The following is a 25,701-nucleotide window of genomic DNA, read 5'->3' as shown; positions in this document are numbered from 1 at the left end:
CCTCCTATGAATAACAATATTCCCTATAAGCACAATTCCTGCAAAACCGTATCTTCTCAGCAGAAGGAGGATGTTCAAGTGCACATATCTTTTCTATATCCAGGCACATTTTTTGAAGGCGTTCCCGGGATTCATCAGTAAGGTTTACTTCTGTCCTCTTTTTCTCCTCAGGATATAGCAAAACCCCTTTTGCCTCTATTCCGGCTTCTTTTAACTGATTTAGATAATACATAAGCTGCCATTTTGAGGCCTCAGCATATTTAGAAGTTTTCTTTGTCTCCCCAATTGTTATCTGATTTTTGGATCTGAAAAGCACATCGAATTTAACGTTCCCAAAGCTGATTTCCTTGCTGTTTCTCTTATATGTACGTTCATGTATAAAACGGCCTATGTCTATATTTTCATCCTGCTGATCAGGCACTATGGCCCTTGACATAAGCCATACCTCCCGCTTGCACACATTGTAGTACCAAAGCATGGTTCCATTGACCATACAAAAACACCTCTTTTAAAAAATATATGCATTATTATTTTCACTTTTATATCCTGTATTTTTATCATAGTATTGATCAATTTGATCTCTAGGAATCCAAAATAAATTGGATTCAGCTCCACCTCTTGCCTTAAATTCAATAGGTCTATTATCCTTAATCCTTGTTAATCTAACCTGTATAATATAATCGCTCAATTTACTATTAATCAATTTAAGGAGCGCTTTTTTTTCATAAAAACTTATATGTTTTCTGTATCTATCTGCTAAATTTTCATCTATATCAATATTTCTTAAATCATAATCAATTTTATCATTGGAATTCAAAACTGCCTCATAAGCATCTGCAACCTTAGAAGCTTTTGCATCATTCTCAACAAATACATCCACTACATCTTCTAGTTTATCTATCAGTCTAAATTCTTCAATAACATCAAAATTTAATCTCAATATTCCTTTATCCCATATAGTTTTTGATTCCTTATAAAATCCATCCTCCTTCAATTCCATATCATAATATTCTTCTGTTAATTCACCATACTTATCTTCATGAATTTCAGGATATTTTTTTAAAATACCTTTTGTTAATTTCAAATTCATTAATTGGTATACATAGTCATTATCATTCTCAAGCTGTACAATATATAAAGGGCAATATTCTGTTTTTTCATCTTCCCTATTTATTCTGCCTGCAGTTTGTATTATTGAACATATAGGGGCAAAATCTCTAAACCCCATATCAAAATCCAAATTGACACCTGCTTCTATAGTTTGCGTTGATACCAAAATAAGAGGAACTTTACTTTTTAATTTTTTCTTTAGTAAACCAATAACTTTTTTTCTTTGTTGTGGAATAATATTGGTGGACAAATAATATACTTCTGTGTTTATTCCAAGATCCTTAATTTTTCCTTTCAATTTGTTATATACTTCTATACTTCTTTTTATTGTATTCACAACAATCAAAACTGATTTTTTATTATCCCATTTTTCAAACATCAAAGATACAAATTCATCATTAGTCAATTTTTTGCTCAATAAAGGAATAAGTTTAGTTCTATGCAAATTATGGAAATAATCCTTATAGTCATGGAGTAATTGAATCGAATTGTCAATTGTAGATTCATCCTTTAAAATTAATTTGCTGAATTCAAGAATTTTAGGCTGAGTTGCAGTCATCAGTATAAATTTTGTACCATAGTATTGATTCATCTTTTTAAGAACTGCCCCAATCAGCGGCATATATTTTTCCGGAACTGCCTGAATTTCATCAAGTATTATAATACTTCCTGACATTTTATTTAACTTCTTAAGCGGTTTATTTTTACCTGTAAATATGGATTGAAAAAATTGAACAAATGTTGTAAGTATAACGTCTCCATCCCATGCTTCTACATCAAGCAACGCTCTATCAAGGGACATATTTTTATTATTTACGCTTTTGATATTTGAAAAATCCGAAAGTCTATGATGAATAATCAATTTGAGTTCGTTATTAAAAACATTCTTATATTCTATTTTATTTTGCTCAATAATGTTTATAAACGGAATTGCAGATATAATTCTTGGATTATAATTCATGATCTTATTTATTCTTTTCTGAAGTATAAGTGCACATTCAAGTGATGACAAGGTTTTGCCTATTCCAGTTGGTGCGGTAATAAAGAAAAATCCTGTATTGACTATTTGAGTATCTGAAAGATTATTTATTACATTAATCATCGTTTTTCTTGATTTGTTTCTTTTATCATTTAAATCAATTTTACCTCTATTAGCAGGCTTTGAATTTATATATTTTTCAACTTTATCAGGAGAAACCCTCTTAACTTTATCAATATTAATCTGCGAGGAATTTATTTTGTCATTATCAATCAATACAGAAAAAATATATATTATAAAGAAGAACAAATAATCTTTCTCAAATCTTCCTTGATTTACAAGAGTAGGTATTCTGGTAAACAGTCTGTCTTTCTTTAATTTTTCAATTTCAAAATGTTTATCTTTTATTTCGTTCTCCAAATTACTATCTTTTAATATTTGAATTTTATTTTTAAACAAATTATCTCTTTCAGTCAGTAAATTATCCCATACACTATTTTCACGACTGATGCTAAATAAACTATGGTCAACTTTTAAAGCTTCATGATGAAGTCTGACCACAACATAGCATAAAAATTTTAAAATTTCTTCCTCAGTTGAATTATTATTGCTACCTAAAACTTTATCTTTTAAAAAAAGATAAATTATACACGCGGAAACAGGTGCATGACTCCTAAACCTGGAATCTTCACCCTTAATAAGATAATCCTGAAAATAGTTTGTATACTTTCCCATATCATGCAAATATCCTATCCAATAGCACAGATCTTTCATTTTGTTATTGGAAATGACATCAAAATTTACTGTTGGAGGTATCTGATATTTCGATAATTCAGCAACAGATTTCAAATGTTCATTTAATAACTGTTTTGTATCTTTATTTTTATCATAATGAGCATAGTATTCCACTTTATCACTTCCAATCAATTTATCCATACAATTGAAGTACCATTGTTTAATTCTATAGACTGGTTTATTTTTACTTTCACAGCTGTACCATTTAAATTTACTAAAACATCGTTCAACCCATTTTGAGTTATCTCCCTGTTATTATCAAATTCAGCAGGAATTTTTTCCTTAATCAGCTGCAATGGCTCATCTATTTCATCATCAATTATTAACTCCAGTTTTCTATTCATCGGAATAATTGAATTCATCATTTTTATTCCTTCTCCATGCTGCTCCCCCTCAAAAATGCCACAGGGCTCTATCCATCCAAGATTAAAAGCAGTTCCCAATCCCAAGGATATTCCCTTGCTCAAATATATAGGCTCATTGCATCTGCATATGTCTACTATTTTTTTCATTATGAAATCATCTTTATGATGAACCCATATTTGATAGCATAAGCAATTATCTCTTATATTTTGAGGTACAATAAACTCAAGATTTGTCTGACTGTGATTCTCTTGACTTCCATTAAAATCGTTTTTTCCTTTAATCATAAGATAATTTAATTTCTGCATAACTTTTTTCAACGGGCTGCAAATAGCAATTGCAATATCACATTTATCTAAAGAAAAATCCTGATAATAAGTATCCCTTTCATAGCCAAGCAAACCTGCTATAATTCCTGTTACAGTTGTTCTCGGAGGTATACAGTAGGATAAAGCAGTTGAATTTGAATAATATTTTCTGAAATGAGCCATTTTTCCCTTTAAGTAAAAAGAAAATATTTTCATAACATCACTCACCCACGTTCTTTATAGGGGATAATAAATCTACATCTTCAAATTTGGGAACATTTATAAAATTACTTTTATCTGCAATTGGGTTAATCCAACCTACCACATTCTTTATATATCCCCTGCTTTTTAAAAGATCAATTACATTGGAAAGCCCACCAAAATCTACTTTTAAATCATTCAATGATCTTATAGGCCTATTTTTTTCATCATAAGTTGTCTTTATAAACCTTCTTAAATCTCCAAGATACCCATCAAATTCAGGTTTGTATACTACTTCAAAATAAAATAATGGAAATTGGCCCTGTTTACTATCCGTTTTATTGGCCATGATGCTCTGAACAATTGCTTTTCTGAATATGTCCAGATCTTCAACTGTCATACCTGTCTTCTTTGCACTGTATTTATTTACTGTACCATAATGAGCTACAAGGGCATAATATATCTTATATTTATTTCCAAATGTAGAATTATCATTATTCATTATTGAAGTTATACTATTAGATTTAACAAGTTCCACGGGATGAAGCGAGTATCCCCAATTCATCTGTATAGGTCCTGTATACGTTTTATTTACATTTTTAACTGCCATAGCACTTCCAAAAAGTCTTATATCAATCAATTCTCTTTTAACTATTTCTGTTAAAAAAATATCATTAAACTTGGATAATTCCTTTTTTTTCTTTTTATCATCCGCTGCTTTTTCATAATTTTCTTTAAAATTTTCATCAGGATACTCTAATGCATTCCATGTCTTTTTTATTTCATCATTCTCCATGAAAAGCCTCTGAATTTTATCATCATCACCAAACCATTTATTCCTAATATGTTCAAACATCGTATCCATATCAACATTTTTATTATCGATCAAATCAATAAATATAGAAAATCCTTTATTTTTAAGGAAATCTCTAATATCCCTTTTCCTTCTTGCATCACTCACAAGCAGCGTATTTGTTTCATAATCCATCCTTGGCTTATTCTCCTGATCAGGATCTCCGTTACAATTGGAAAATATTCCCTCAAATCCAAATAAAAAATCACTGTTACACTTAATAACCATAATTATTTTCCCTCACTTTCATTATCCTTTAATTCTTTATTTTGTTTTTTTATATTACCTACCATGTAAGAATATCCCGCCATAATATAAAACACATTGGCCTGATCGCTCAATGCCCAATTTTTTTTATCTAAATCCAACACCCCGGAATATAAATGAAATCTATTCATATATGCTTCATTAAATATGTCTAATGCATTATACTGGTTTAATCTTTCAACAACATCATTATATAATCTGTAAATCTCTGGGCACTTCATGCCCTGAAATTGTATTTTCTTAAGTATGGGTTTGGTCTTATGCCCACGTTTCCACTGCTCATAGGCTACTTTATTAATCAATATACCTAAATAAAATAATGCTTTCGCCTCATTTGAAAACTTTCGTGAAGACAAGAATTCTTCAATTTCATTTATCGATTTATTAACATCATCTGACATGGTATTTATAGTACCCATTTCATCCCTCTCCTCTCCGTTAAAAACTTCTCTATTTAATAATTTCAATTCCTGTAATGATTTAAAAAATGCAATATACTTCATAGTGATATTTTGAATAAAATAATCTTTTGAATCAATTCGTTTATAATACTGTAATTTCATATTCCTATAATTATCCATTAATTTCTTATCTAGCTGCTTACAGCCCTTTTCCATAGCTTCATTTGCATATGAATATATATTTTCGCTGTCTATTATCTCACCGCACAAGATTGATTTATACAAGTCCAAAACTCGTCCAATATTTATCTGATTATGCTTTTTATCTTCACGTACAGGAATTATTCTATATACATCACTTATATGCATAATATTAGTTTTTTCTCCATATCTGAGTGAATTATCACCTAACGATTGAATTATCTTTTCAATTCTGAGTGTTGGTACATCTTCTATAGTTTCAATTACATCAATTGAATTTCCATCTGTCCTATATACTATAAAATTAACGCTGTAAAATTTAACATCATCAAATACACTTGAATCATCAGTAGTCTTAATGAAATCCTCAGCTTCTGTACCATTAAACAGTAAATCCACCTTATTTTTTAGTGTATAAATCTTTTCATAATCAAAATTGTTATCTATCCCCTCAGGCAAAATAAATGCAGATTCACCTGCAAGTTTTCCAACAAATTTTTGATTTATAATATTAGCACCAGACATCAATTTTTTATAACAACTCTGACAAAATGAATAATTATCATCATGGTTGAAATTTTTATTTATCTGAGAATAATTTTTAGTGGTTATAGTAAATACTTTGTTTATGTTCACCCTTGTAAATTTTCCTGAATATTCAGAATTTACATTTGCTTCATTCTTACCACAAATATAACAAATTTTACTTTTACTATTTTTTTTACTGGAATCACAATCTCCAAGATTTAAAGCAATTTTAACAAGTTTTAAATAATCTTTATGCTGTGAAATAATTATTTCATTTTTATCTTTAACAATAATAGGAACAATCATAGCAAATTTATTTTTTTTATTATTATTGTCTATAAATTCTCTAACGAAATTATCAAAACTTATCTTCTTTTTATCAATAAATAAATTTTTCTGCTCTAAAACAATATCTTTATCCTCATACCCTTTAATCTTATTTAAGTTTACACTTCCATAGCCCTTTTTATTTTCAATTTTAATCAAATTTCTTTTCTCAAGAAGTTTTAATAATTCAGCTAGTTCACATTTTCCCATATCATATTTATTAAGACAGCCATATAAATCACTAAAACTACTTCCTAAAAGATAATTTAAACTTTTTATATCCCTGGTCATATAAAATTGTGCAGCAGCTGCAGAATTATTTTTAAAGTAATAATATTTATAGCATGATTCTTCAGTATATGGCTCTTTAACGTCAAAATATATATCGTTATCATTAATGTCAAATATTAGATAAACTACAAAGGGATTATCACCATCTTTTATACTAATCTTTTTAACTATAGAAGAATATTCATTTTGATTTCCATCTTCACAACTTGAACCTATATAAGCTGTTAAAAAAGGTATATTCATTGATCTCACCTACAACACTTAATTTTTATAAAAATACGTTATAAACAAAATATTTAGTGATATTAACTAAATTTATTTTCCTATATTAATTATTCTATCCTATTATTCAAAATCCTTCATAAATATATCTAATATTACAAATTATTTAAAATGTTTTCCCAATCAAAAAAACTTCTGGGAAAATATTTTCTCAGAAGTTTTTTTGCAAAGGAATTATTTCAACTTACTTATATATCTTTCCTTATTAATAACTTCAATCAAGGTGAGGCCAATACACCAAATTCCATCATTAAAACTATAAGTTCTTTCATTAGTCTCGCTCATAACTTCATCATTAGCAAATTCATTATATTTTTCATCTAAATCCTTTATAATATCATCAGATTTTTTAATATTCTTCTTCAACCACTTTCTAGCAACTTTTCTATCAGTGCAATCCGTATCTTCAAGAAATTTTTTAAACTTATCAATTAAATATTGATGACCTTCATTATGAACTAACAACCATTTACAATCTGAATAATTTTCCTGATTTGCTTCTTTGCTTTCCTCTTTATGTATAATTTCAAGTCTTCTACACTGTTCAATCAAAAAATTTCTATTCATTAGCTACCCCACTTTTCTAAAAAGCAGCAAAATAATCCCTCTCAAATTTATCTAAATAATATTTTTTATCCCCATAATTATTTATCACATATTCTATATAATCACACACTTTAATATAATCTGCCTCATATAAATTTCTTCCTTCTTTTATAGTCTTGAACTGAAGAGTAATTGGTGCTTTCTTCAAATTTATAGTGTCAATATTCTCTACTTTAAGTATATCTGTAATATCACAGGCAAATTTCATTTCCTCCATATCATCTATATCTTTATCAAAAAGTATAGCAAAATCAATGTCACTATCTTCTCTTTGATATTTAGTTCCGTAAGAGCCTACTATCCATACTCCTAAAATATCAGGCTGCTTAATAAAATACTTTTTTAAGTTTTTTATTTTGTCTTCTATATTCAGCAAATTAACACCTCCAATTCTCAATATATTTTTTTGAATTAAATTAAAGGCTGATATTTTTAACTATCGTTTTAATAAAAGCTTCAAGATCCCTTAAATTATTTTGAATTATCTCATAGATCATCCCATTGTTAATATCAAAATACATATGAACAATTCTATTCCTAAACTTTGCCATAGCAAAATAAGTATTTATATATTTTCTTTCAATAATACCCCGCTCTGCAAGTATTTTAAAACTTTCCTTATTAGTTTCCGGCCTTCCCCACCTGTTTCTAGCTATTATATGATTACTTATATCAATCATTGCCTCAATTGTCACCTGTAATAAATATTTGGCACTATCTACATTCCTAAAATCTTTTACAAATATATCTCTATCAATTTTTCGCAGTCTATTTAATTTTTCCAGGTTATCCTGCATAAACATTATCCTTTGTTTTACTTTAGGTAAATCGATATTATTAATCATAAATTATCCCCTTAATTCATCTCAATTGAACAATTATACAAATCAGAATATTTTTAACTATATTATACCATATAAAAACTTATCAAATACAGCTGTATATCTATAAAAAATATCTGTAGGAAAAAATAAATCCATAACTATAGCAGCCTGAATTCTTCAGGTTTATATCCCTGATCTCCTTTTAAAACTCCGTCAATTTCATCAATCAATTTTTGTTTGTCTTGAGAAAGAGTTCCCCTAAGAGCGACATAATTGGAAGCATGGTTGCTTCTAAAGACACAATTGCTTATATCAATGTCTTTAATAAGTTCTCTGGTTTCAAGCATAACTTCTCTGGGGTTTAAAAGTTCAAATTTTCCACTTCTCATGTCTCTGCACAGTTCTGTTTCATCCTCAACCATAAGAGTCAACAGCCCCACATAGTCAGGCTGCATTGAATTTATAACTTTTGCCGATTCCACTGCGTTTTCCTTCCAATATTTCTTTCCACCTATTCCAGAGATAAAAGTAGCTGAAAGTTTTATGCCGCTGTTTTTAATTTTTTTGCCCGCCTCTATTATCTGCCTGGAATCAACTCCCTTTTTTATTTTCCTTAATATTTCATCATTTCCGCTTTCTACACCCATATATATCATTTTAAGTCCCAAATCTTTCAGCTCTGTCATTTCATCCTGAGATTTTGCCAATACATCCCCAGGAGCAGCATAGGTTGAAACCCTATTACATTCCGGGAAAATCAATTTTATCTTAAGCAATATATCTCTTAAATTTTTCATTGGAAGTACAAGTGCATCTCCATCAGCCAAAAATATTCTATCTACATGTCCATATACTTCTTTAGCCTCTTCCAGCTCCCTGTATATTTCCTTCATATTCCTTATCCTGAACTTCTTCCCTTTGTACATATTACAAAAGGTGCACTTATTGTGTGCACAGCCTATAGTAACTTGAATTATAAAACTTCCGGCCTCACTAGGAGGTCTATATACAATACCTTCATATTCCACGGTAGCCCCTCCTGTCTATAAAATACTAAATTATCAGTTATATTGTAACACTCAGAATTATATTTTTCAGTACTTCGGAAAAATTAAAAATATCAAGCTATACGCTCAGTATTTTCAATAGCTTGAGTAAATCCACAAAAATAAAAGCACCTACTATCATTAGATGGTTAAAAAATTCAGTACAGATACAAGTTTCATTTTCCAAAATACTGAAATGGAAAGCTCAAAGCTGAATCCAGCAATTCTTCATCTCTAAGTACATTTAACCCAATAGTTTTCTATTTGTCATAGAATGTACATATGTTATGAAAATCCAATATATCAATATATATTCATGGTTAAAATTTATGTTATAATGATTATTAAGAGAATAGAAGTGTTTTTAGTTAGTCACCCTCCAGATTTTATCTCTCCAACCATTGAAGTCGTTGCGGTTAATCTGACAGCAGAGGGGGTGACATATATGAATGCTGAAGTTTTAATTACTGGCATAGTATGTGGTACGGCAATAATTATATTCGGAATTTTTGCTGTACTTGCACATTCAAAAGAAAAAGCTATTCTAAAATACAAGAATAGCTCTAAAAACAGTAATAAAGAATTTTTTATCAATATAAATAATGATAAAAATTCAGATTCTAAAAAATTAAGATGAACTCTCACAAAGCACATCTTAATTAAATACTAAAGATACAATCAACTAAAAACCATAACGGCTTCTTACATATATTATAACACATTGTACTAAAAGTTAAACATAAAAATTAAAACTAAGAAGGTATTGGTTTATGCACGAAAAGAGAATTAAAATGTTAGAAAAATATATACCTATTCTTTGTAATACTGTACTCTTGTTAAATGTCATATTTATATTTCTATGCATAATTCATGGTAAAAATCAATTTACTCCATTATTTACATTTCTTTTTTTCTTTAATTTGATGTGGTATGCATTGTTCGAATATATTAAATTATCATAATAAGATAATATATTCAAACCCATCTTCTTTAAAAATGGCACCAATTCAAAAATAGAGTTAGTAACACCCACTAGAGTACCACCTATGGCTAGAATATCGGTTACATATGTAACTTGAATTTTTCCATTTTAAAAAAGAACCCTGGATTTGTTCAAAACTCTTAATAATTTAACTTCTATTAATTAATAGATAATTTTTTTACTGCTTCATTTTCATTGGAAACAAAAAATATATGATTCCCTTTATTACTTTCATATATAAAATCTTTTAATGATTTACTTGAATAGCAGGTAAAATCACCAATAATAGCGAATTTTATATGGTAATTAACAAACTTTTGCAATATTTCTCCAGCAAGGTGGGTACTCAATTTAAAAAAATCTTCCGTAATAGCTTCTTTATTTAAAGCAATTCTATAACATTCTGATTCATATGAAACAGTTGCTATAAAATCCAAAGTTGATTGAATATCTTTTATTAATATATCATTACTATGAATAATTGCAATTGATTTACCATTTTTCTGAACTATTTTAGTATCCATAACTTCATCTACCTTTCAATAGTACCTTTTGGAAAACATATTAACATATCAGTACAATAAAATAAAGGCAAAATAAAAAAACTATCTCTAATTCTTTAGTACCATCATCCCAATCTCAAATTTATCATCTTCGCATATCTGTAATTATAATTCGTATTAGGACTAATTGGATTTTTATTTATATAAAAAGTTCTAGATAACGTAGTAGTAATAAATTCATTTATGCTTGCTGGGCTATTATCATTCGTTTTTCCAGGCTCTAAAACATTTGAAAGGCTATAAAAACTGGAATACCAAGTCAACCATTTACTTGCTTAATTTCAATTCCTCATAGGTAATCTAAAATCCCATCTGCTTTACTCCCATTGCTGTAAACATCATCTAATTTCAATTCCTTATAGGTAATCTAAAATCTATATATACATTAATGAAACTTTTAAAGTCTATTTTAGTTTCAATTCCTTATAGGTAATCTAAAATCTAGTCCCATTTTTACAGCTCCTCTACTTTACACAGTATGTTTCAATTCCTTATAGGTAATCTAAAATCTGTGTCTTTGATTGAGAACCTGTAGGAACATTTCCTGGTTTCAATTCCTTATAGGTAATCTAAAATCACAATTGGTATCGTAACATCTGAAAGCCCTCTAACAAGTTTCAATTCCTTATAGGTAATCTAAAATCTATTATATAAGAGATTTGAAATTGCCAGACAAATGTAGTTTCAATTCCTTATAGGTAATCTAAAATCACAGATGTTATACCGGGTATGGTTACTGGCATCTCTGGTTTCAATTCCTTATAGGTAATCTAAAATCACAATTACAGATAATGTTTTGCAGGCTTTATTCTATGGTTTCAATTCCTTATAGGTAATCTAAAATCTTCAAATTACCACCTCCTAGAATACATCCCTATATTGTTTCAATTCCTTATAGGTAATCTAAAATCTTCTTGCCAGAAGGCAACTAAAACTATATTACCTGTAGGTTTCAATTCCTTATAGGTAATCTAAAATCTGCAATTCCAAAGAAGACAAGTACCGTTGGAGATGGGGTTTCAATTCCTTATAGGTAATCTAAAATCCCAGATCTTTAAAAAATGGTTTGGGGCACAATAAAGGTTTCAATTCCTTATAGGTAATCTAAAATCATCTATGTGAGCAAATAAAAAATTTAGTTAATACCCTGTTTCAATTCCTTATAGGTAATCTAAAATCAAATCAACTTAATATCATACAGAGATATGTAAAAAAAGTTTCAATTCCTTATAGGTAATCTAAAATCTCCATTTTTAATCGTACCATCTGGCATTGCCATTGTAGTTTCAATTCCTTATAGGTAATCTAAAATCATCTCCTTTTTTAGTCGCTTACCGTGACAGATACCGGTTTCAATTCCTTATAGGTAATCTAAAATCGATATACAGAGAGATATGTATAGTGCATTTCTTAGTTTCAATTCCTTATAGGTAATCTAAAATCAATAAAATGGTAAGGAGCTTCCTAATAGAACAAGGGGGTTTCAATTCCTTATAGGTAATCTAAAATCACCCTCTACAGTTTCATATATATTAGCTGCCATAATTGTTTCAATTCCTTATAGGTAATCTAAAATCATAAATTACCGATATCTTTTTGTAACATGCCTTTGTTAGTTTCAATTCCTTATAGGTAATCTAAAATCAAAAGGCGTAGAGGACTTCTTAACTAGCCAAGGCATGTTTCAATTCCTTATAGGTAATCTAAAATCGAATATTTAAGAAGGAATATGAGATTTTATATAGAAAAGTTTCAATTCCTTATAGGTAATCTAAAATCTGCCAGTATTTTTTGACGGCAAAAATACGTCAAAAATGTTTCAATTCCTTATAGGTAATCTAAAATCTATTCGCAAGTCCTTGGAAGCCCTGTGCCATCTTCAGTTTCAATTCCTTATAGGTAATCTAAAATCGCAGGGATGATTTTCCTATAGAAATACAATGGAAAGGTTTCAATTCCTTATAGGTAATCTAAAATCGAAATATTAAGTTTTTCCTGGATTTCTTTTTCCGTAGTTTCAATTCCTTATAGGTAATCTAAAATCCATCTGCCCAGCAACTAGGCATACTAAATTCTCTAGTTTCAATTCCTTATAGGTAATCTAAAATCTTTGTTTTGCGAATTAATCCTTCATCATCTTATTCACGTTTCAATTCCTTATAGGTAATCTAAAATCCCATCGAGTATAGAATACATCAGCTTATCCAAAATTGCAATATACAGCAAAATCTCTGGAGGAATTTCAAAATCCAATCTCAGACCGCCAATTAACTGGGAACATAAAAATTGTCGACCCCCGGTAATTTTTGCTCTATTCAGGGTCGACATTAAAGTATCAAATAATAAATCACTAAATCACTCCACGGATATCTTAAAAATGTAAAACACATCTGCATTAAACCAATTTGCACCCTCAGCTTTTTTATGATAAATGCACTTGCAAATATCTCTATTCCAGTTTCAAAACCTGCATACAATATTTATAATGGCTTCTTAAATAAATCGTATTTCAACCAGATCACCTTGAAACTCATGTATGCACTTATTATATTTGCTTGTTCATAAAATAATTATGAACTTATTTTTCATATTTATATACCTTTTTTGCTATTTTTATTCTTCTATTTTTTTAATTGATCTTCTAAAGAATTATTCAAGCATGAACTACTATCAAACTTATTTCTATCATGATGTTCAAGATTATTATTTTTGTTACATATATGTTTCTTCTCATTATCCCATTGAATTTTTCTATCATGATCTACATCAACTCTATCCAAACCAATATTTTTATTTGGAGTAAATTTACTATTTCAGTATATCTCGAAGTTTTTCAGGATCTGGAAGGGGTTTAAGCATATTGAATTCATTACTTTTAGATCTATCAGGATAAAATTTAATCTTCATATATCTGGCTTCATTTTCATGATTTTTATCTACAACCAGAGTCTTTAAAATTATAAAGTCTTTAACTGCTGCCTGCAAATCTATATCAATATTAAATCTTTCTTTAAAACTTTTCTTATATTCATCTATAAGAACTTCTCTATTCTCTTTTCTATAATAGTCAGCAGTCATTGAGGAATATTTTTTATGTATATCTTCCGTTTTTATATTTATATTTTCAACTTTTACCCTTCCAAATCCATAGGGTTTTCCATAGCCTATAGTTTCATACGCACCACCTTTAACTTTGAGTGCCCATGAGATAAGTCCCAGCTCTTCTCTGGTAAGGTTGTTAAAATATATTTTTCCTTTAAATACCGTTTTGGGAGAAAGAGGTCTAATGTATACAGAAACATTTTCACTAACCTTCCCATTTACATTTTCATTTGCATTCGCAACAGTATCATCGATAGTATCATTATCTCTATTTAAATATTCTTTTATTCCACGTATCTGCGAATCGGAATCATTGTAATTTTTAATTTTCATAGGTTCTTTCCCGCTTATAATATCCTGTTTCAAATATGATGGATAAGAACTTGCATGGGGCTCACCTGCAACAAGTCTATATTCTCCACAAAGTTTAGGTGATTCACTCGCGCAAACTACATCTTCAAAGCTCAACCTTCCTTTGTAATTACGTTTCTCTTTGCCCCTTTCAGTAAAACCAAAAAGTGCATCTACATAGCTAAAACCGCTTTTATCTTTATACCCTTCAGGCATTAAATCCTTTATCGAATAATCATAAGGTATTCTAAGATAGGGACTGAATCCAAAATATAATTTATCAAATTTATTATTATCTTTATTAAATTTTCCATAATAAAATATTGGTTTACCTGAATTTCTGCCTTCTTTATCAGGTAAAAAGAAATATGTTTTATCTTTTTTCTTGTCTATTTTACCGGGATCTCTCTGCTTTTTAGTTCTCAGTAAATCATTTTTATAAAAATCTATAAATTTAAACCCCCCATTATCTCTGGATATTCCAATCTTATCCGGGCTATCAAAATCAGGCTCAGGAATTACATAGTGGGCCAGTTTCCCCTGGATAAACTCTGAACTCATCAAATAGCCTTGATTTTTATATTCCCCCGGTTTACCTATCTTAGATACAGTGCGGACACCTTTTATTTCAAAAGATATTTTCACATAATAAGGTTTATATTCATCATTTCTATTTTTCAAAAGCTGTTTTTTATTTTGGTTGGGTCTATATCCCTGAGATTTATATTTGGCCTTGTTTCTTATAAGATCGAGAATTTCAGAATTATACATATAGTCTTCACCCACATCAGGATGTATACTTCTCAAATACTGTTCGCTTATTACAAAATAGGAAAGATCATTATTGCCTACTTTTTTGGATGGTACAAGCACATATTTGTCTCTTGAATCTTTATAGATATATCCACCATTTATTTTTCTAGGCATAGACGTGCTTTCTCCATTAACTACTTTTGCACCTATAGAAAGTCTATTTTTATAATTTTCTCTGTCTTTTCCCTTTCCAAAAGATCTGAAATAAAACCTGTCATTTTCTATAAAATCTTCAAGGCTGCTCAAGCTCAAAAATGCAGTATTGTTCCTCAATATTCCTCTGATTGTATTTCCAGGTATTACATATTTGTTCTGAGGATTCTTGAAGGGAGTTATGACTTTTCCTTGATTTCTTTCACTGGAACCCACAATCAATGGAGTTTCATTAACTATTTCATATTCTATATAACCATTTAAGTAAGACTCATTTAAAATATCATGACCTGGTAGATCTTTATAAGTTTTATAAGGAAACACACACTTATTAGGAAGTGATACAAAATTATATGGAGCTACACTATGATCTCTTATAATGCTATAATTTCTATTCCCCATAATTACGCCTCCTTCAATAATTCACATGGCTTTAAGTAGAAAACATAAGCTTGTCCATCTTCATCAAAATTAATATATTTTTTAACTTTTAACTTATTGTAATTATTTTCTATATTTTGTCTTAAGTAAAAATTTTCATCAATAAAAAGTTCTTTTTCTCCATTATCAATAAATATATTCCCGCTAATTTTATTATCCATCATTCTTACATCAACCTCAGTATTTTTGTTAAAAAATCTTGCCTCAATAATATTGTCAAAATCAATATTTAATTTATCAACAGTATCATATTTTACGGAATCAAAATTATATATTATTCCATATTTAATCTCAAGAATATTATAAAATTTCTTATCGGATAAAACAGCTTCAATTCCTGCATCTGCATTGTAATTTTTATTATTTATAGTTACAAATTTTTTAATGTTCTCTCTCGTGAGCTCTTTTAAAGTTACATTGGCTTCCATTTTTTACTCCTCCCCAAGTACAGATATATAGTCATCAATTTTATTTATCTCTGCTTTCTTATCTTTCATATTCCATTTAAACAGCAGATTATTTTCATTAAATATATTAAGCTGCTGGCCTTTAATTCTACCTCTACCTGTGCTTTGGCCGCTTCCAATACCTAATTCTCCCCTGGCAATATCTCTAAACACGAGGGCAATAAGCCCAACTGCCTCATCTTTTTCACATTTCTTATCAAGTTTTAGTTTTCCAGAAATTCTCACTTTCCCCATTACAGGCTCCTCACTCATCTTTGATCCCTTAAGGACTCCTCCAGTAAATCTGTCCATTTTTATCTTGCTATAAGTTGATTTTTTTACATCCTCTATTTTAGAATCATAAGCTGTAAATCTCGATGGAAGTTTTTTTTCTGAGCCACCTTCAGAACCAAATATCTTTTCTATATCATTTTCTTTTCCATAAAATTTCAATATTTTTTCACCCTGACTTCTTATGATTCCCTTAAGTGAAGTCCCTGGAATAACACATTCCCCTTTTTTATTTTTAAATTGTTCATCATCCGGCCTAGTATAGTCAAGTGACGAATTTTCCTTTACAAGCAGGGGAGTTTCAATTTCTCCTTCAAGTTCATATTTTACAAATACGCTGCTCTTCAAATTTTCAGAAGGCAGTTTTCCAATATCAGCCGATACATATTCCTTAGAATTTTTAAGATACATAAATAGATCTTCTTTATTTGTAAAATCATAATTAACTTCTTTTACAAAATTTATTTTAAATATCCCGGATCCACCTGTTTTATAAGAGCCCAATGCTATATATCCCTTATTTATTGCCGACAGTGCAATATATATATTTTTGCCATATCTTTCAGCTTGATCCTTGTTGTCGCCATAGATTTCCATACACAATTTGAATTTATGGCCCTCACATATATATTCTCTTTCAAATTTTGCCTTATTTTTTGATGCACCTGAAAATCTATCAATACATACACCTGATCTCACTTCTATGCCCAATAAATTTGCACAGGAATCATAGATAAATATTTTACTCAGACTATTATCACCTGATTCTTTACTCTTTCCAAACATATCTTCTACATCTTCAGCACCAATCGAAGAGAGGTAACTTCTAATTGCCCCTGCAAGCATTGTTCCGTGCAAATACACACTATTTTCTTCAATATCTACTAAAAGTTCTCCATCGTTTCCGCCTATATTCAAAGGAGAAATATTTTCAATTTCAGATTCTATTCTTTTCAGATATTTTCCGTTTTTAAGTGGCATTAATTTTCCCCTCCCTCTGAATTGTCTTTAAGCTGCATTCTAAAAAGCTCTTTGAAAATCCTTAATTTGTAATTATACATGGCTTGAGCTTTATTATGGAATTTTGACTCAACTCCTCCTATTTTAAAAGGTTGTCCATACTTATTTTCAAAATCAAATTTATCATTGTTTTCAAGTTCACTTAACATATAGTCTTTTAATGGTTTTCCATCCATAAAAGGCATTTCAATTTTATTTGCAAGTTCTCTATTTATTTTTTTATCTGAAATAACATGCTGAAAATAATCCTTAAGTCTTATTATTCCATCTTCATATTTCATTCTAAGAAGAATGTCCATTAACTCTGTAAGTTTTCCAAATTGATTTTTATTTAAACTCAAATTCATCTGGGAGTCCATTCCCAATACATTTTCAGAGAGTTTTTTATTGATCTTATTGAGATAAATTCTATCAAGGATCATACCAAGCTGATTTTTATCTTCTTCGTCTTTAACTTCAATTTCCTCAGTTTTCTCATTATGGCTATCTGAAAGGATAACCTGGTCAAAAGAAAGAGTCTGGTCAATGTCAGGTAAAATTATAAATCTTCCAAAACCATCCTGCTTTCTTTCTCCTATCCCCTCTTCTTCGAAATTCCTAATATTATCGGGATTCAAATTGCCCTTAAATTTATAAATAAGTATGCTGCCTGATTTTATTCCATTTACTATGGGAAGTCTGCATCTCCACTTGTTATTAAACCCTGTAAAATATTCCATATCTACAAAACTGTTTTCAAATTTAATTTCCTCAAGGCCGAGCTTTTCTCTCAAATATTCTTCATCTATATAGGATTTATAAATTCCAAATTTATCCCTATATAATATATCGGATGACGCATAAATCGAAAAAGACTCACTATCTTCAAAATCATTTACTTCATCCCCAAAAATCCTAATTTCAGGGTTCTTCTCACTTACATTTATATTATCTATTTTACACTTTCCGTATCCAGAACCTTTTGAACCACCTATGTAAAATAATCCTTTCTTCAGTATTTGTTCGATTTCTTCAATATAATCATCATTTTCACATTTAATTATTCCCCTGAATTTTTCTCCTGAATCTATAGCTTCATACCTAAAGATCTTATTCTTTGCTTCCTTCTTTATATGCAAATTATTTATTTTATCTATCCCTCGAGTTTCCAATGCCTCTTTACTAAAATTAAAATTTGCAAATTCAAATCCTTTTACTTTATCAATATCCCTATCGGTATCTTCATAAAACATTGATATCCTCATCTTTTTACTTACACTATATTTTTTTATATCATCTTTCAGAGCATAAAAACATCTTGGAAACGGCAGTGACCTTACTTCATTAATTACCGGATAGGCATTTAAAAATTTTATTCCACCTCTTAACAGTTTTTCTCTATGTATTCCAGAATTAAGATTTTTTATATCATTTACATTAATGTAGTTTGATATATATGCACCTCTTATAGCCGCTCCCGGTATATAACTTCTGGAATATTCATTATCGGACTGCATAACTGTAGATGAAATTTTTATAGGTTCTACGTTTCCTATATCAAATATAACATACTTAGCCATATTCAAGACTCCTTTTCCAGTACATCAATATATTTAGCTGTCACATCTTCACCTTTTTCTATAAATGAGCATTTTACATTCCCTTTTCCCCTGCTCTCCATTGCACCGAGATTCCTTAAAGCTGCCACTCCTGCTGAAAGTATGCCTTTTTCAACATCATCTAAATTTCTTTGACATTCTACATTGCAGTATAAAATCAAACCTTTTTTTATCACCCTGGCCTGCCTTAAAGAACCCTTTTCCGGAACTCCATTCTCATCAATCCTTGTAAAGGTCCTGACTTCTGTAAGAGAATTAAGTATATCTTTTTTGTCAAACTTACCATTTTCAATACCATATTTGAGATCATCATGCACGCACTCTGATATAACACAATCCGAAAACTTTAAAGTATTGCTGTCAAACCTTCCCTCTCTTCCAAGGAGTCCTTCAATAATTTTGTCATATTTATTTTTACTGAAACAGGACATATACTCCCCAAGTGCAGAAATTTCTGCTCTTAGTTTTCCCTTAAATGTCTTCCCTCTAAAATAAGGAACACCTATGTCATCCTTTAATATGTCAACATCAACCCCACTCGATTCTGATTCCCCATTCCCAAAAATACTTTCAGAAAGCAGTTTTATTTTTATTTTAAAATATGTCATTTTAATTCCACCTCACTTTTCAAGTTTTTTAAACATATCCATGGATTCTATAGCATCGAAATACATACATACGCCATCACTTTCATTAAAACAGTAGTCTCCTCTTGCACCATGAAGATCTCTAAAATACCTACCTGGTTTTATATTATAAAACTTAAAGAAATATTTCGTTTCTTGTTCACCTTTTTTAAGCACTTCCCTTAAAGTTTTAACCTTACTCCTTCCTATTTTTTTCTTACTTATAGCTGTATTTATATTGTCTAATGCTTCTATAAAGTTTTGATAATTTTTCCAGCTCTTTGAAGAATCAATTAACAATGGTTTCATTGTGAGTTTCACATCTTTACCATTAAACGTATACTCTTCTCTTCTTATATCATATATGGACTTATCTATATCTCCCTGAAAAGTATGGAAATCCAGCATTGATGTATCTTCATATTTTTTTTCAAGAATAGTTTTCTTCGAATTTTCGCAAAGCTGCTGTGCAGCATCATATCCTTTTATAAATGGATATCCTTTTTTTATTATTGCAATTCCAGCACATGCATGAAGTTTTCCAAGATTCACGCCTTCAATATCAACATAATTTTTATCAAGTTCCTGGAGAAGAGATCTCGCAGTTTCAATTCCAATATATGCATTACTCAAATAAGTCACGTCGTCCCCTGCAAATATAAGCGGTCTCAGCGGAATAATTTTATCATCTATTTTCGAAATATCTTCTAGATTTTCTCTGCTGTTAACTATATTCACTATCATATTTTTAAATGCACGCTTATAACTTTCATCTATTTTTTCACTGAAATTTTTAAGTATATTTATATACCTGTTGTTATAAAACTCCATGGTCTCGTTATTTCTCTTAACTACTTTATTTCCCAAATTTCTCAATTTTTTACCCATTTCATTCCCGTCAATATGTACTACAGCTATATAACTTTTTCCTTTTTCATTTACCAAATCATCAATTTCTTTACTATATTTATAATTTTCCGGAATGAGATCATCAAAATACTCCTTGACAGCGCTCTTTTCTTCCTCACGTTTTGCTTTTATCTCACTTGAAATATATTTTTTCCCTTCATCATAATAAAAAGAAACAGCAGGATATCCTGTAGAATCACATTCCCTTTCTATTCCAAAGCCAATCTGATTCCCTGAATTTTTTCTACTGCTTTTTTTTATTTCTAATTTCTTATATATATTTTTAATTGAAACTTTTATATCATCCTTTGAAATGTCAACCGCTTCCCTAACTATAAAAAATTCAAGGCCAGGATAATTCTTAAGTACTCTTATACTGAAATCTTTTATGAACTTATCTGCACATTTTTCATCATCGAATAGATATAAGCTTTTTCCACCACCCTTCACTATGAAATTTTTATCTTCAAGATCATATTCTCTGAAGTTCTCAGATAGCCTTCTTATGATCATAGATGCCCCGATACATTCTTTAAGTCTGCTGCTTCTAAATACATAATTTTGTTTTCTTGAAAACTCCCATAATACCAAACTCTTCATTCATTTTCCTCCTTGTTCTCTTCTTCAAATGTAACAGTTACTTTTTCTTTTAAGTCTCGAGAATATACATTGCTTAGGGAATCATAAAATTTACTTCTTGTATCCCCATAATTTAGACATTTGTCTTTAAATTTATAGCCTTTAACATGAAAATCAATATACGCCTCACTTCCCCCTGCTTTTTCAACCTCATCTGATATTTCAAAATACTTGTGCACAAGATCTTTTATTTTTTCACATTTTACAGTAATACAAAATCTCAAATTTCCTTTTTTTATATCAATATGATCAAATTTATAATTAAAATTATGATTGTGGTAAATATCACTGATTTGATTCCCATCAACTAGTTTATAACCGTGAAGTGCTATTAGATTTTCCATTGTTATGCCAAATTGTTCAAATACATTTTCAATTTCATATATGGATTCAATTTTCACCGGTTCAAATTTGCACTCATAGATTTCTCCCTTGTCAGAAGAAACATAAGAAGAGTGTATATTCAGCTTGCTATATTCATCTTTTTCAACTATTTTGTTATAAAATGAATAGAAAAATGCCGACATGGATTTTGTAGAGCCCGTATAATCCACAATAATATTTACTGTCCTGCTGCCAAGATTATCATAATCGCAGTTTTTTATGATATTACTAAATTCACTTTTTACACATTTTTCAATACTTTTTTTCCTGCTTTTGTCACAGGGAACAGATTTTATAACAATTGAATCATCTTTTTCATTCACAGAACGGATTATATTTTTCAAAACATTTTCACTACTCACCGATTCACTATCATTCAACGTATAAAAAGCATACACTTTTGTTCCACTTTTACTGTAATTTAAAATAGTATAGTAGTTAGGAGAAGGATTTTTACCTATTAAAGTTATTATATAATCTGCTTTAGTACTCATTTTCATCAACCGCTCCCTTTTTCATTATCCAATTTCTAATTATTTCTTTTAATTTGGGAAGTTCATTCCACGTCGTTATAAGCACATTTTTAGGATTTTCCTGCCATATATTCTTATATCCTTTAAGAATTTCATTCTTATCCTCCACAAAAGTAACAGCTGCCGCTGCTGATTCCGCGTCAGAAATAATTTTTACTCTCTGCTTAGCCTCATATAATTTCAATCTAGTCATTTCTTCAGTATCAACAGTGCTCACCGAGAAATAATATAATTTGTAATCCTTCATAGCTATAAAATCCGATTCAAAATTTGTATTGATGCTCTTTGTGCTTGAAAGATTATTTGCAAAATCATCTATTACATTTTCCCTTTTAAGCTCAATCAATATTTGATGAATCACTTCTTCAAACCATTTTCCGCGAAGTTTTTCACTTACTTTCTTTATACTTTTTGTATAAAATGCTTCTAAAAAATCATTGGAATTGTCATAACCATATAATAGCTTGTTTTTATCCGAAAAAGCATTCAAAAAATCTGTAATCTGAGTTGCTTTTTTTATAACCGTTAGACCATTAAATAAACCTTCTAAATATGAGATAATTTCCTTTCTTTTATCCAAATTATTTACTATGAAATCATACATATCTTTGCTGAATTTGCTCTGCCTAAAAGTATCTGAACTGTCCTTGTAATTTAAAACTGACTTCATATGCACAGCAGCAACATCTCCAACAGTAATAGGGATAGTCCCATTTTTGCTTGAATAATCAACTATGCTTTCTCTATTCAAACTTGATTTAAAAATATGGATTTCACTTTTTTCCCCATCAAGATATGTGAAATATAGACTGCCGTCAAAATTTTCAAATACATTGTCAAAAATTTTACATGATAAACTTGAAATAACCTTAGTACCTCCTGTATAATTGAGCTCAATTACAGGTTTGTCTATTCCCGAATTCTTAATTTCTCTACATATTGATTTAAATTTGGGAAGCAGTTCCCTATACACTTCTTGTGGATTATCATAGTTTCCAAGCTTAACCGATTCACTTTTTACATGAAGATTTCCTGCTATATCAGCTTTATTTTTTTGTTCTATAAAATTCTCAAGACTATCTGAAATATCTTTCGTCTCACAGGTATGAATCAAAAATACCTTTCCACATTGATTTATTCTCGTAACTATACCTATGAGATTGGGCATAGCACTTGTCCCCACAAGAGTTATTAGAAAATCAGCTTTTTTCTCTACTGTCTGCATAAATTCAATACCTCCTTTGTTTCTATCTGTACATATATGTAAATTTAGAATTTATAATATTCAAAGCTCTATTTATATCATCCTCTCTGGATAAAGCATCCACTTCAAAATATTTTCTCGTATCATCTAAAATATCTTTTTCATTCAAAAAATTTATGAACTTTTTCAAATCTTTCTTATTTTTATAACAATTGAGTTTTATCATGAACCCAATAGCCCTCAATGTAAATTCACTGTTTGGATTTTTACATATGCTTATGGCCTTGTCATTAAATTCTTTTTTTAAAGAACTATTCTCCAATTTCTGGGCCATATTATAAAATACAAGCTCATAGGGATGCTCAAAAAACTTTGAATGTTCTTCCACATATGAGCATAAATTAGCAAGCTTATTACCAAGTTTTTTAATTTGATCTAGACCAATGTCTTGTCCCATTTTTTCATAAATAGCCCAATATTTGATAAATGCAAAAAGCTTGAAGGATTCACTCGGAGAAAGCAAATTTTCATATTTAATCTTTGTAAAATAATTTATTCCATCCTGAAAGCTATCAAATCCAAAATATTTATCTATAATCTGTTTTATATTATCTTCTGGAACAATTTCAAAATATGAGTAATAGTGAATCAGGTAAGATATTGTTTGATTTTTTTGCTTATCATTATATTTAAAACATTCCAATGCTTTCAAAAAATATTTTCTTGCAGATTTATTATTAATAAATGACATATATTGACCCTTTGAGCTTAAATATTTTCCCATATTTATATCGACATAATTTTTATCAATTTCCTTTTTATCTATATCACAAGCTATTTCTTTATACATATCTTCCACAAAATTTTGATACCAAATAAGCTTATCAATATACGTAATCGATTCTTTAAAAATAAAACTATTCGACAATGTAACTGCATATAAATTTATAGCTTCCATTCTTAACCTTATAATGTCCATAGAATTTATATTATAAGTCAATTTCATAACATTTTTATATGTATTACTGTTATCTTTAAAATCTCCAAGATGGTTGTATGTTCTCATTTTAAATATATAATATTCAGCAGCTGTTTTTAAATCATTTTTAACAGTGGAAGAAGTTATATACTTATCAACCTTATCAAGCTTTCTTTTGACAAATATCCTATTATACTCTCTTGATTTTATTTCTTCCCTTTCTTTCATTATAAAATCTTTTATAGACACATTACTATATAGCTTTTTTTTATCTAAATTTTTTATATGGGAATCATATATTCTTTTATATTTAGAATTTTTAAATTCAATATCATACCTCTCTTTTTGATCTATATATTCATAAAGTTTTTTTCCATTGTAATATTGCATTATTTTTCTATAGCTCTCATCAATATCATCATATGCAAATACAATTTCATTTAAATCATTCATAACTTTAAGATAAGCATTATTGCACACAAAATCTGAAAGCTGATAAAAAATATTGAGATCATCTTCCCTTTTACATTTACCATCATAATCTATTCTTTTTTCATTTATTTTCACATAAATCTTATTTTTCAAGAAACTACAGCTTGAGATCTCACAGCTTAACGTGGAAAGAAGATTAGAAGATAAATTAAGAACCACTTTACCATTTACAATATCATATGAAAGTTCCTTAAAAGCTTTTATTTCCCGATCTGAAAGTTTTTTTACCGGTAATATAAAGTGCACCCCTTTGTCAAGACAATTTTTTAGTAGATTTATAGTTAGGTTGATAAACAGTATCATAATGCTTTCCCTTAAATACACTTCACCTGTCAAGGACATGCCATCGCAGATGGTGCGTCAGCATCCTTGACGTAATTTCCATCTGCAGGTATAATTTTTCTCAGGAAAGCAAATAAATTATTTGTTGTATATTTCAGCGGGAGTCTTATAGCTAAGACTTTGATGCGGCCTTTTATAATTATAATATTTCAAGTAGCCGTTGATTCCAATGCGTGCCTCCCGTGGATTCTGGTAATCCTGCAGATAAATATTTTCATATTTAACACTGCGCCACAATCTTTCAATAAAAATATTGTCATAGGCACGCCCTCGATGGTCCATGCTGATCCTTGAATCTGATTCAAGAAACAAATTTGTGTATTTTGGGCTTGTAAAATGACTCCCCTGGTCACTATTTATAATTTCGGGTGCTGACTTTTTCAAAGCATTTTTGCATGCTTCAAGTACAAAGTAAATTTCAAGATTGTCATCTATTTCCCAATCCACAACA

At 29.4% G+C, this 25,701-nt stretch carries 21 protein-coding genes and 1 CRISPR repeat array; of the genes, 1 reads left to right on the top strand and 20 read right to left on the bottom strand.

Translation table 11 applies throughout. The annotated features are described in order from the left end of the window. Positions 1-4: 4 nt before the first annotated feature. The 9 genes from cas4 to LN736_RS08700 all read right to left on the bottom strand — a co-directional run bounded on the left by cas4 (position 5) and on the right by LN736_RS08700 (position 9,364). On the bottom strand, positions 5-478 hold the full coding sequence (gene cas4, locus LN736_RS08740; RefSeq protein ID WP_407647131.1) for a CRISPR-associated protein Cas4: 474 nt from the start codon (positions 476-478) through the stop codon (positions 5-7). A gap of 30 nt (positions 479-508) precedes the next feature. Continuing rightward, the gene (cas3, locus tag LN736_RS08735) at positions 509-3,025 is read right to left on the bottom strand and encodes a CRISPR-associated helicase Cas3' (protein WP_229981370.1); all 2,517 of its coding nucleotides are present in this window, start codon (positions 3,023-3,025) and stop codon (positions 509-511) included. Beyond that, positions 3,013-3,771 carry a CRISPR-associated protein Cas5 gene (gene cas5 / locus LN736_RS08730; protein ID WP_229981369.1) on the bottom strand — a complete coding sequence of 253 codons (759 nt, stop codon included), beginning with the start codon at positions 3,769-3,771 and terminating at the stop codon, positions 3,013-3,015. Before cas5 ends, cas3 begins: the two co-directional genes overlap by 13 nt. 4 nt (positions 3,772-3,775) lie before the next feature. Next, positions 3,776-4,837: a CRISPR-associated protein gene (locus LN736_RS08725; RefSeq protein WP_229981368.1), complete on the bottom strand. Its 1,062-nt coding sequence runs from the start codon at positions 4,835-4,837 to the stop codon at positions 3,776-3,778. Between the two features lie 2 nt (positions 4,838-4,839). Next, entirely contained in the window at positions 4,840-6,867 is a 2,028-nt protein-coding gene (locus LN736_RS08720) for a TM1802 family CRISPR-associated protein (protein ID WP_229981367.1), read from the bottom strand. Positions 6,868-7,080: 213 nt separating this feature from the next. Beyond that, positions 7,081-7,473: a transporter gene (locus LN736_RS08715; RefSeq protein ID WP_229981366.1), complete on the bottom strand. Its 393-nt coding sequence runs from the start codon at positions 7,471-7,473 to the stop codon at positions 7,081-7,083. Positions 7,474-7,489: 16 nt separating this feature from the next. Further along, on the bottom strand, positions 7,490-7,888 hold the full coding sequence (gene mntA, locus LN736_RS08710; protein ID WP_229981365.1) for a type VII toxin-antitoxin system MntA family adenylyltransferase antitoxin: 399 nt from the start codon (positions 7,886-7,888) through the stop codon (positions 7,490-7,492). A gap of 40 nt (positions 7,889-7,928) precedes the next feature. Beyond that, positions 7,929-8,357, bottom strand: a complete 429-nt coding sequence (gene hepT / locus LN736_RS08705) for a type VII toxin-antitoxin system HepT family RNase toxin (RefSeq protein ID WP_150358998.1) — start codon at positions 8,355-8,357, stop codon at positions 7,929-7,931. A gap of 137 nt (positions 8,358-8,494) precedes the next feature. After that, positions 8,495-9,364, bottom strand: a complete 870-nt coding sequence (locus LN736_RS08700; protein ID WP_229981364.1) for a radical SAM protein — start codon at positions 9,362-9,364, stop codon at positions 8,495-8,497. A gap of 463 nt (positions 9,365-9,827) precedes the next feature. On the opposite strand from LN736_RS08700, the gene LN736_RS08695 reads away from it, so the two are divergent. After that, complete coding sequence (locus tag LN736_RS08695) at positions 9,828-10,019, top strand: hypothetical protein (protein ID WP_229981363.1); 192 nt, start codon at positions 9,828-9,830, stop codon at positions 10,017-10,019. Between the two features lie 503 nt (positions 10,020-10,522). Here LN736_RS08695 and LN736_RS08690 read toward each other — a convergent pair. The 11 genes from LN736_RS08690 to LN736_RS08640 all read right to left on the bottom strand — a co-directional run. Next, entirely contained in the window at positions 10,523-10,888 is a 366-nt protein-coding gene (locus LN736_RS08690; protein ID WP_229981362.1) for a DUF4180 domain-containing protein, read from the bottom strand. 317 nt (positions 10,889-11,205) lie between these two features. Next, positions 11,206-13,103: direct repeats of the CRISPR family, unit length 30 nt; unit sequence GTTTCAATTCCTTATAGGTAATCTAAAATC. A 632-nt stretch (positions 13,104-13,735) separates the two neighbouring features. Continuing rightward, a complete protein-coding gene (locus LN736_RS08685; protein ID WP_229981361.1) occupies positions 13,736-15,748 on the bottom strand; it encodes a TIGR03986 family type III CRISPR-associated RAMP protein in 2,013 nt (670 codons plus the stop codon). Between the two features lie 2 nt (positions 15,749-15,750). After that, positions 15,751-16,215, bottom strand: a complete 465-nt coding sequence (locus LN736_RS08680) for a hypothetical protein (protein WP_229981360.1) — start codon at positions 16,213-16,215, stop codon at positions 15,751-15,753. A 3-nt stretch (positions 16,216-16,218) separates the two neighbouring features. Next, positions 16,219-17,505, bottom strand: coding sequence for an RAMP superfamily CRISPR-associated protein (locus tag LN736_RS08675; RefSeq protein ID WP_229981359.1), 1,287 nt, complete (start codon positions 17,503-17,505; stop codon positions 16,219-16,221). Then, on the bottom strand, positions 17,505-19,103 hold the full coding sequence (locus LN736_RS08670; RefSeq protein ID WP_229981358.1) for an RAMP superfamily CRISPR-associated protein: 1,599 nt from the start codon (positions 19,101-19,103) through the stop codon (positions 17,505-17,507). The genes LN736_RS08675 and LN736_RS08670 overlap by 1 nt, the downstream gene beginning before the upstream one ends. A 2-nt stretch (positions 19,104-19,105) precedes the next feature. After that, positions 19,106-19,750 carry an RAMP superfamily CRISPR-associated protein gene (locus LN736_RS08665; RefSeq protein WP_229981357.1) on the bottom strand — a complete coding sequence of 215 codons (645 nt, stop codon included), beginning with the start codon at positions 19,748-19,750 and terminating at the stop codon, positions 19,106-19,108. 12 nt (positions 19,751-19,762) lie between these two features. After that, complete coding sequence (locus LN736_RS08660) at positions 19,763-21,277, bottom strand: Cas10/Cmr2 second palm domain-containing protein (RefSeq protein WP_229981356.1); 1,515 nt, start codon at positions 21,275-21,277, stop codon at positions 19,763-19,765. Further along, the gene (locus tag LN736_RS08655) at positions 21,274-22,194 is read right to left on the bottom strand and encodes a hypothetical protein (protein WP_229981355.1); all 921 of its coding nucleotides are present in this window, start codon (positions 22,192-22,194) and stop codon (positions 21,274-21,276) included. Before LN736_RS08655 ends, LN736_RS08660 begins: the two co-directional genes overlap by 4 nt. Further along, on the bottom strand, positions 22,184-23,458 hold the full coding sequence (locus LN736_RS08650) for a hypothetical protein (protein ID WP_229981354.1): 1,275 nt from the start codon (positions 23,456-23,458) through the stop codon (positions 22,184-22,186). Before LN736_RS08650 ends, LN736_RS08655 begins: the two co-directional genes overlap by 11 nt. 22 nt (positions 23,459-23,480) lie before the next feature. After that, positions 23,481-25,244 (bottom strand): hypothetical protein, encoded by a 1,764-nt coding sequence (locus LN736_RS08645; protein WP_229981353.1) that lies wholly within the window; start codon positions 25,242-25,244, stop codon positions 23,481-23,483. Between the two features lie 84 nt (positions 25,245-25,328). Beyond that, the coding region (locus LN736_RS08640) for an integrase core domain-containing protein (RefSeq protein WP_229981352.1) at positions 25,329-25,701 on the bottom strand (373 nt) is incomplete at its 5' end.

This window comes from Clostridium aromativorans (assembly GCF_020908015.1).
Classification (GTDB): Bacteria; Bacillota; Clostridia; order Clostridiales; family Clostridiaceae; genus Clostridium_B; species Clostridium_B aromativorans.
The sequence above is the reverse complement of the archived record's forward strand: the minus strand, read 5'-3'. Positions and strand labels throughout refer to the sequence as shown.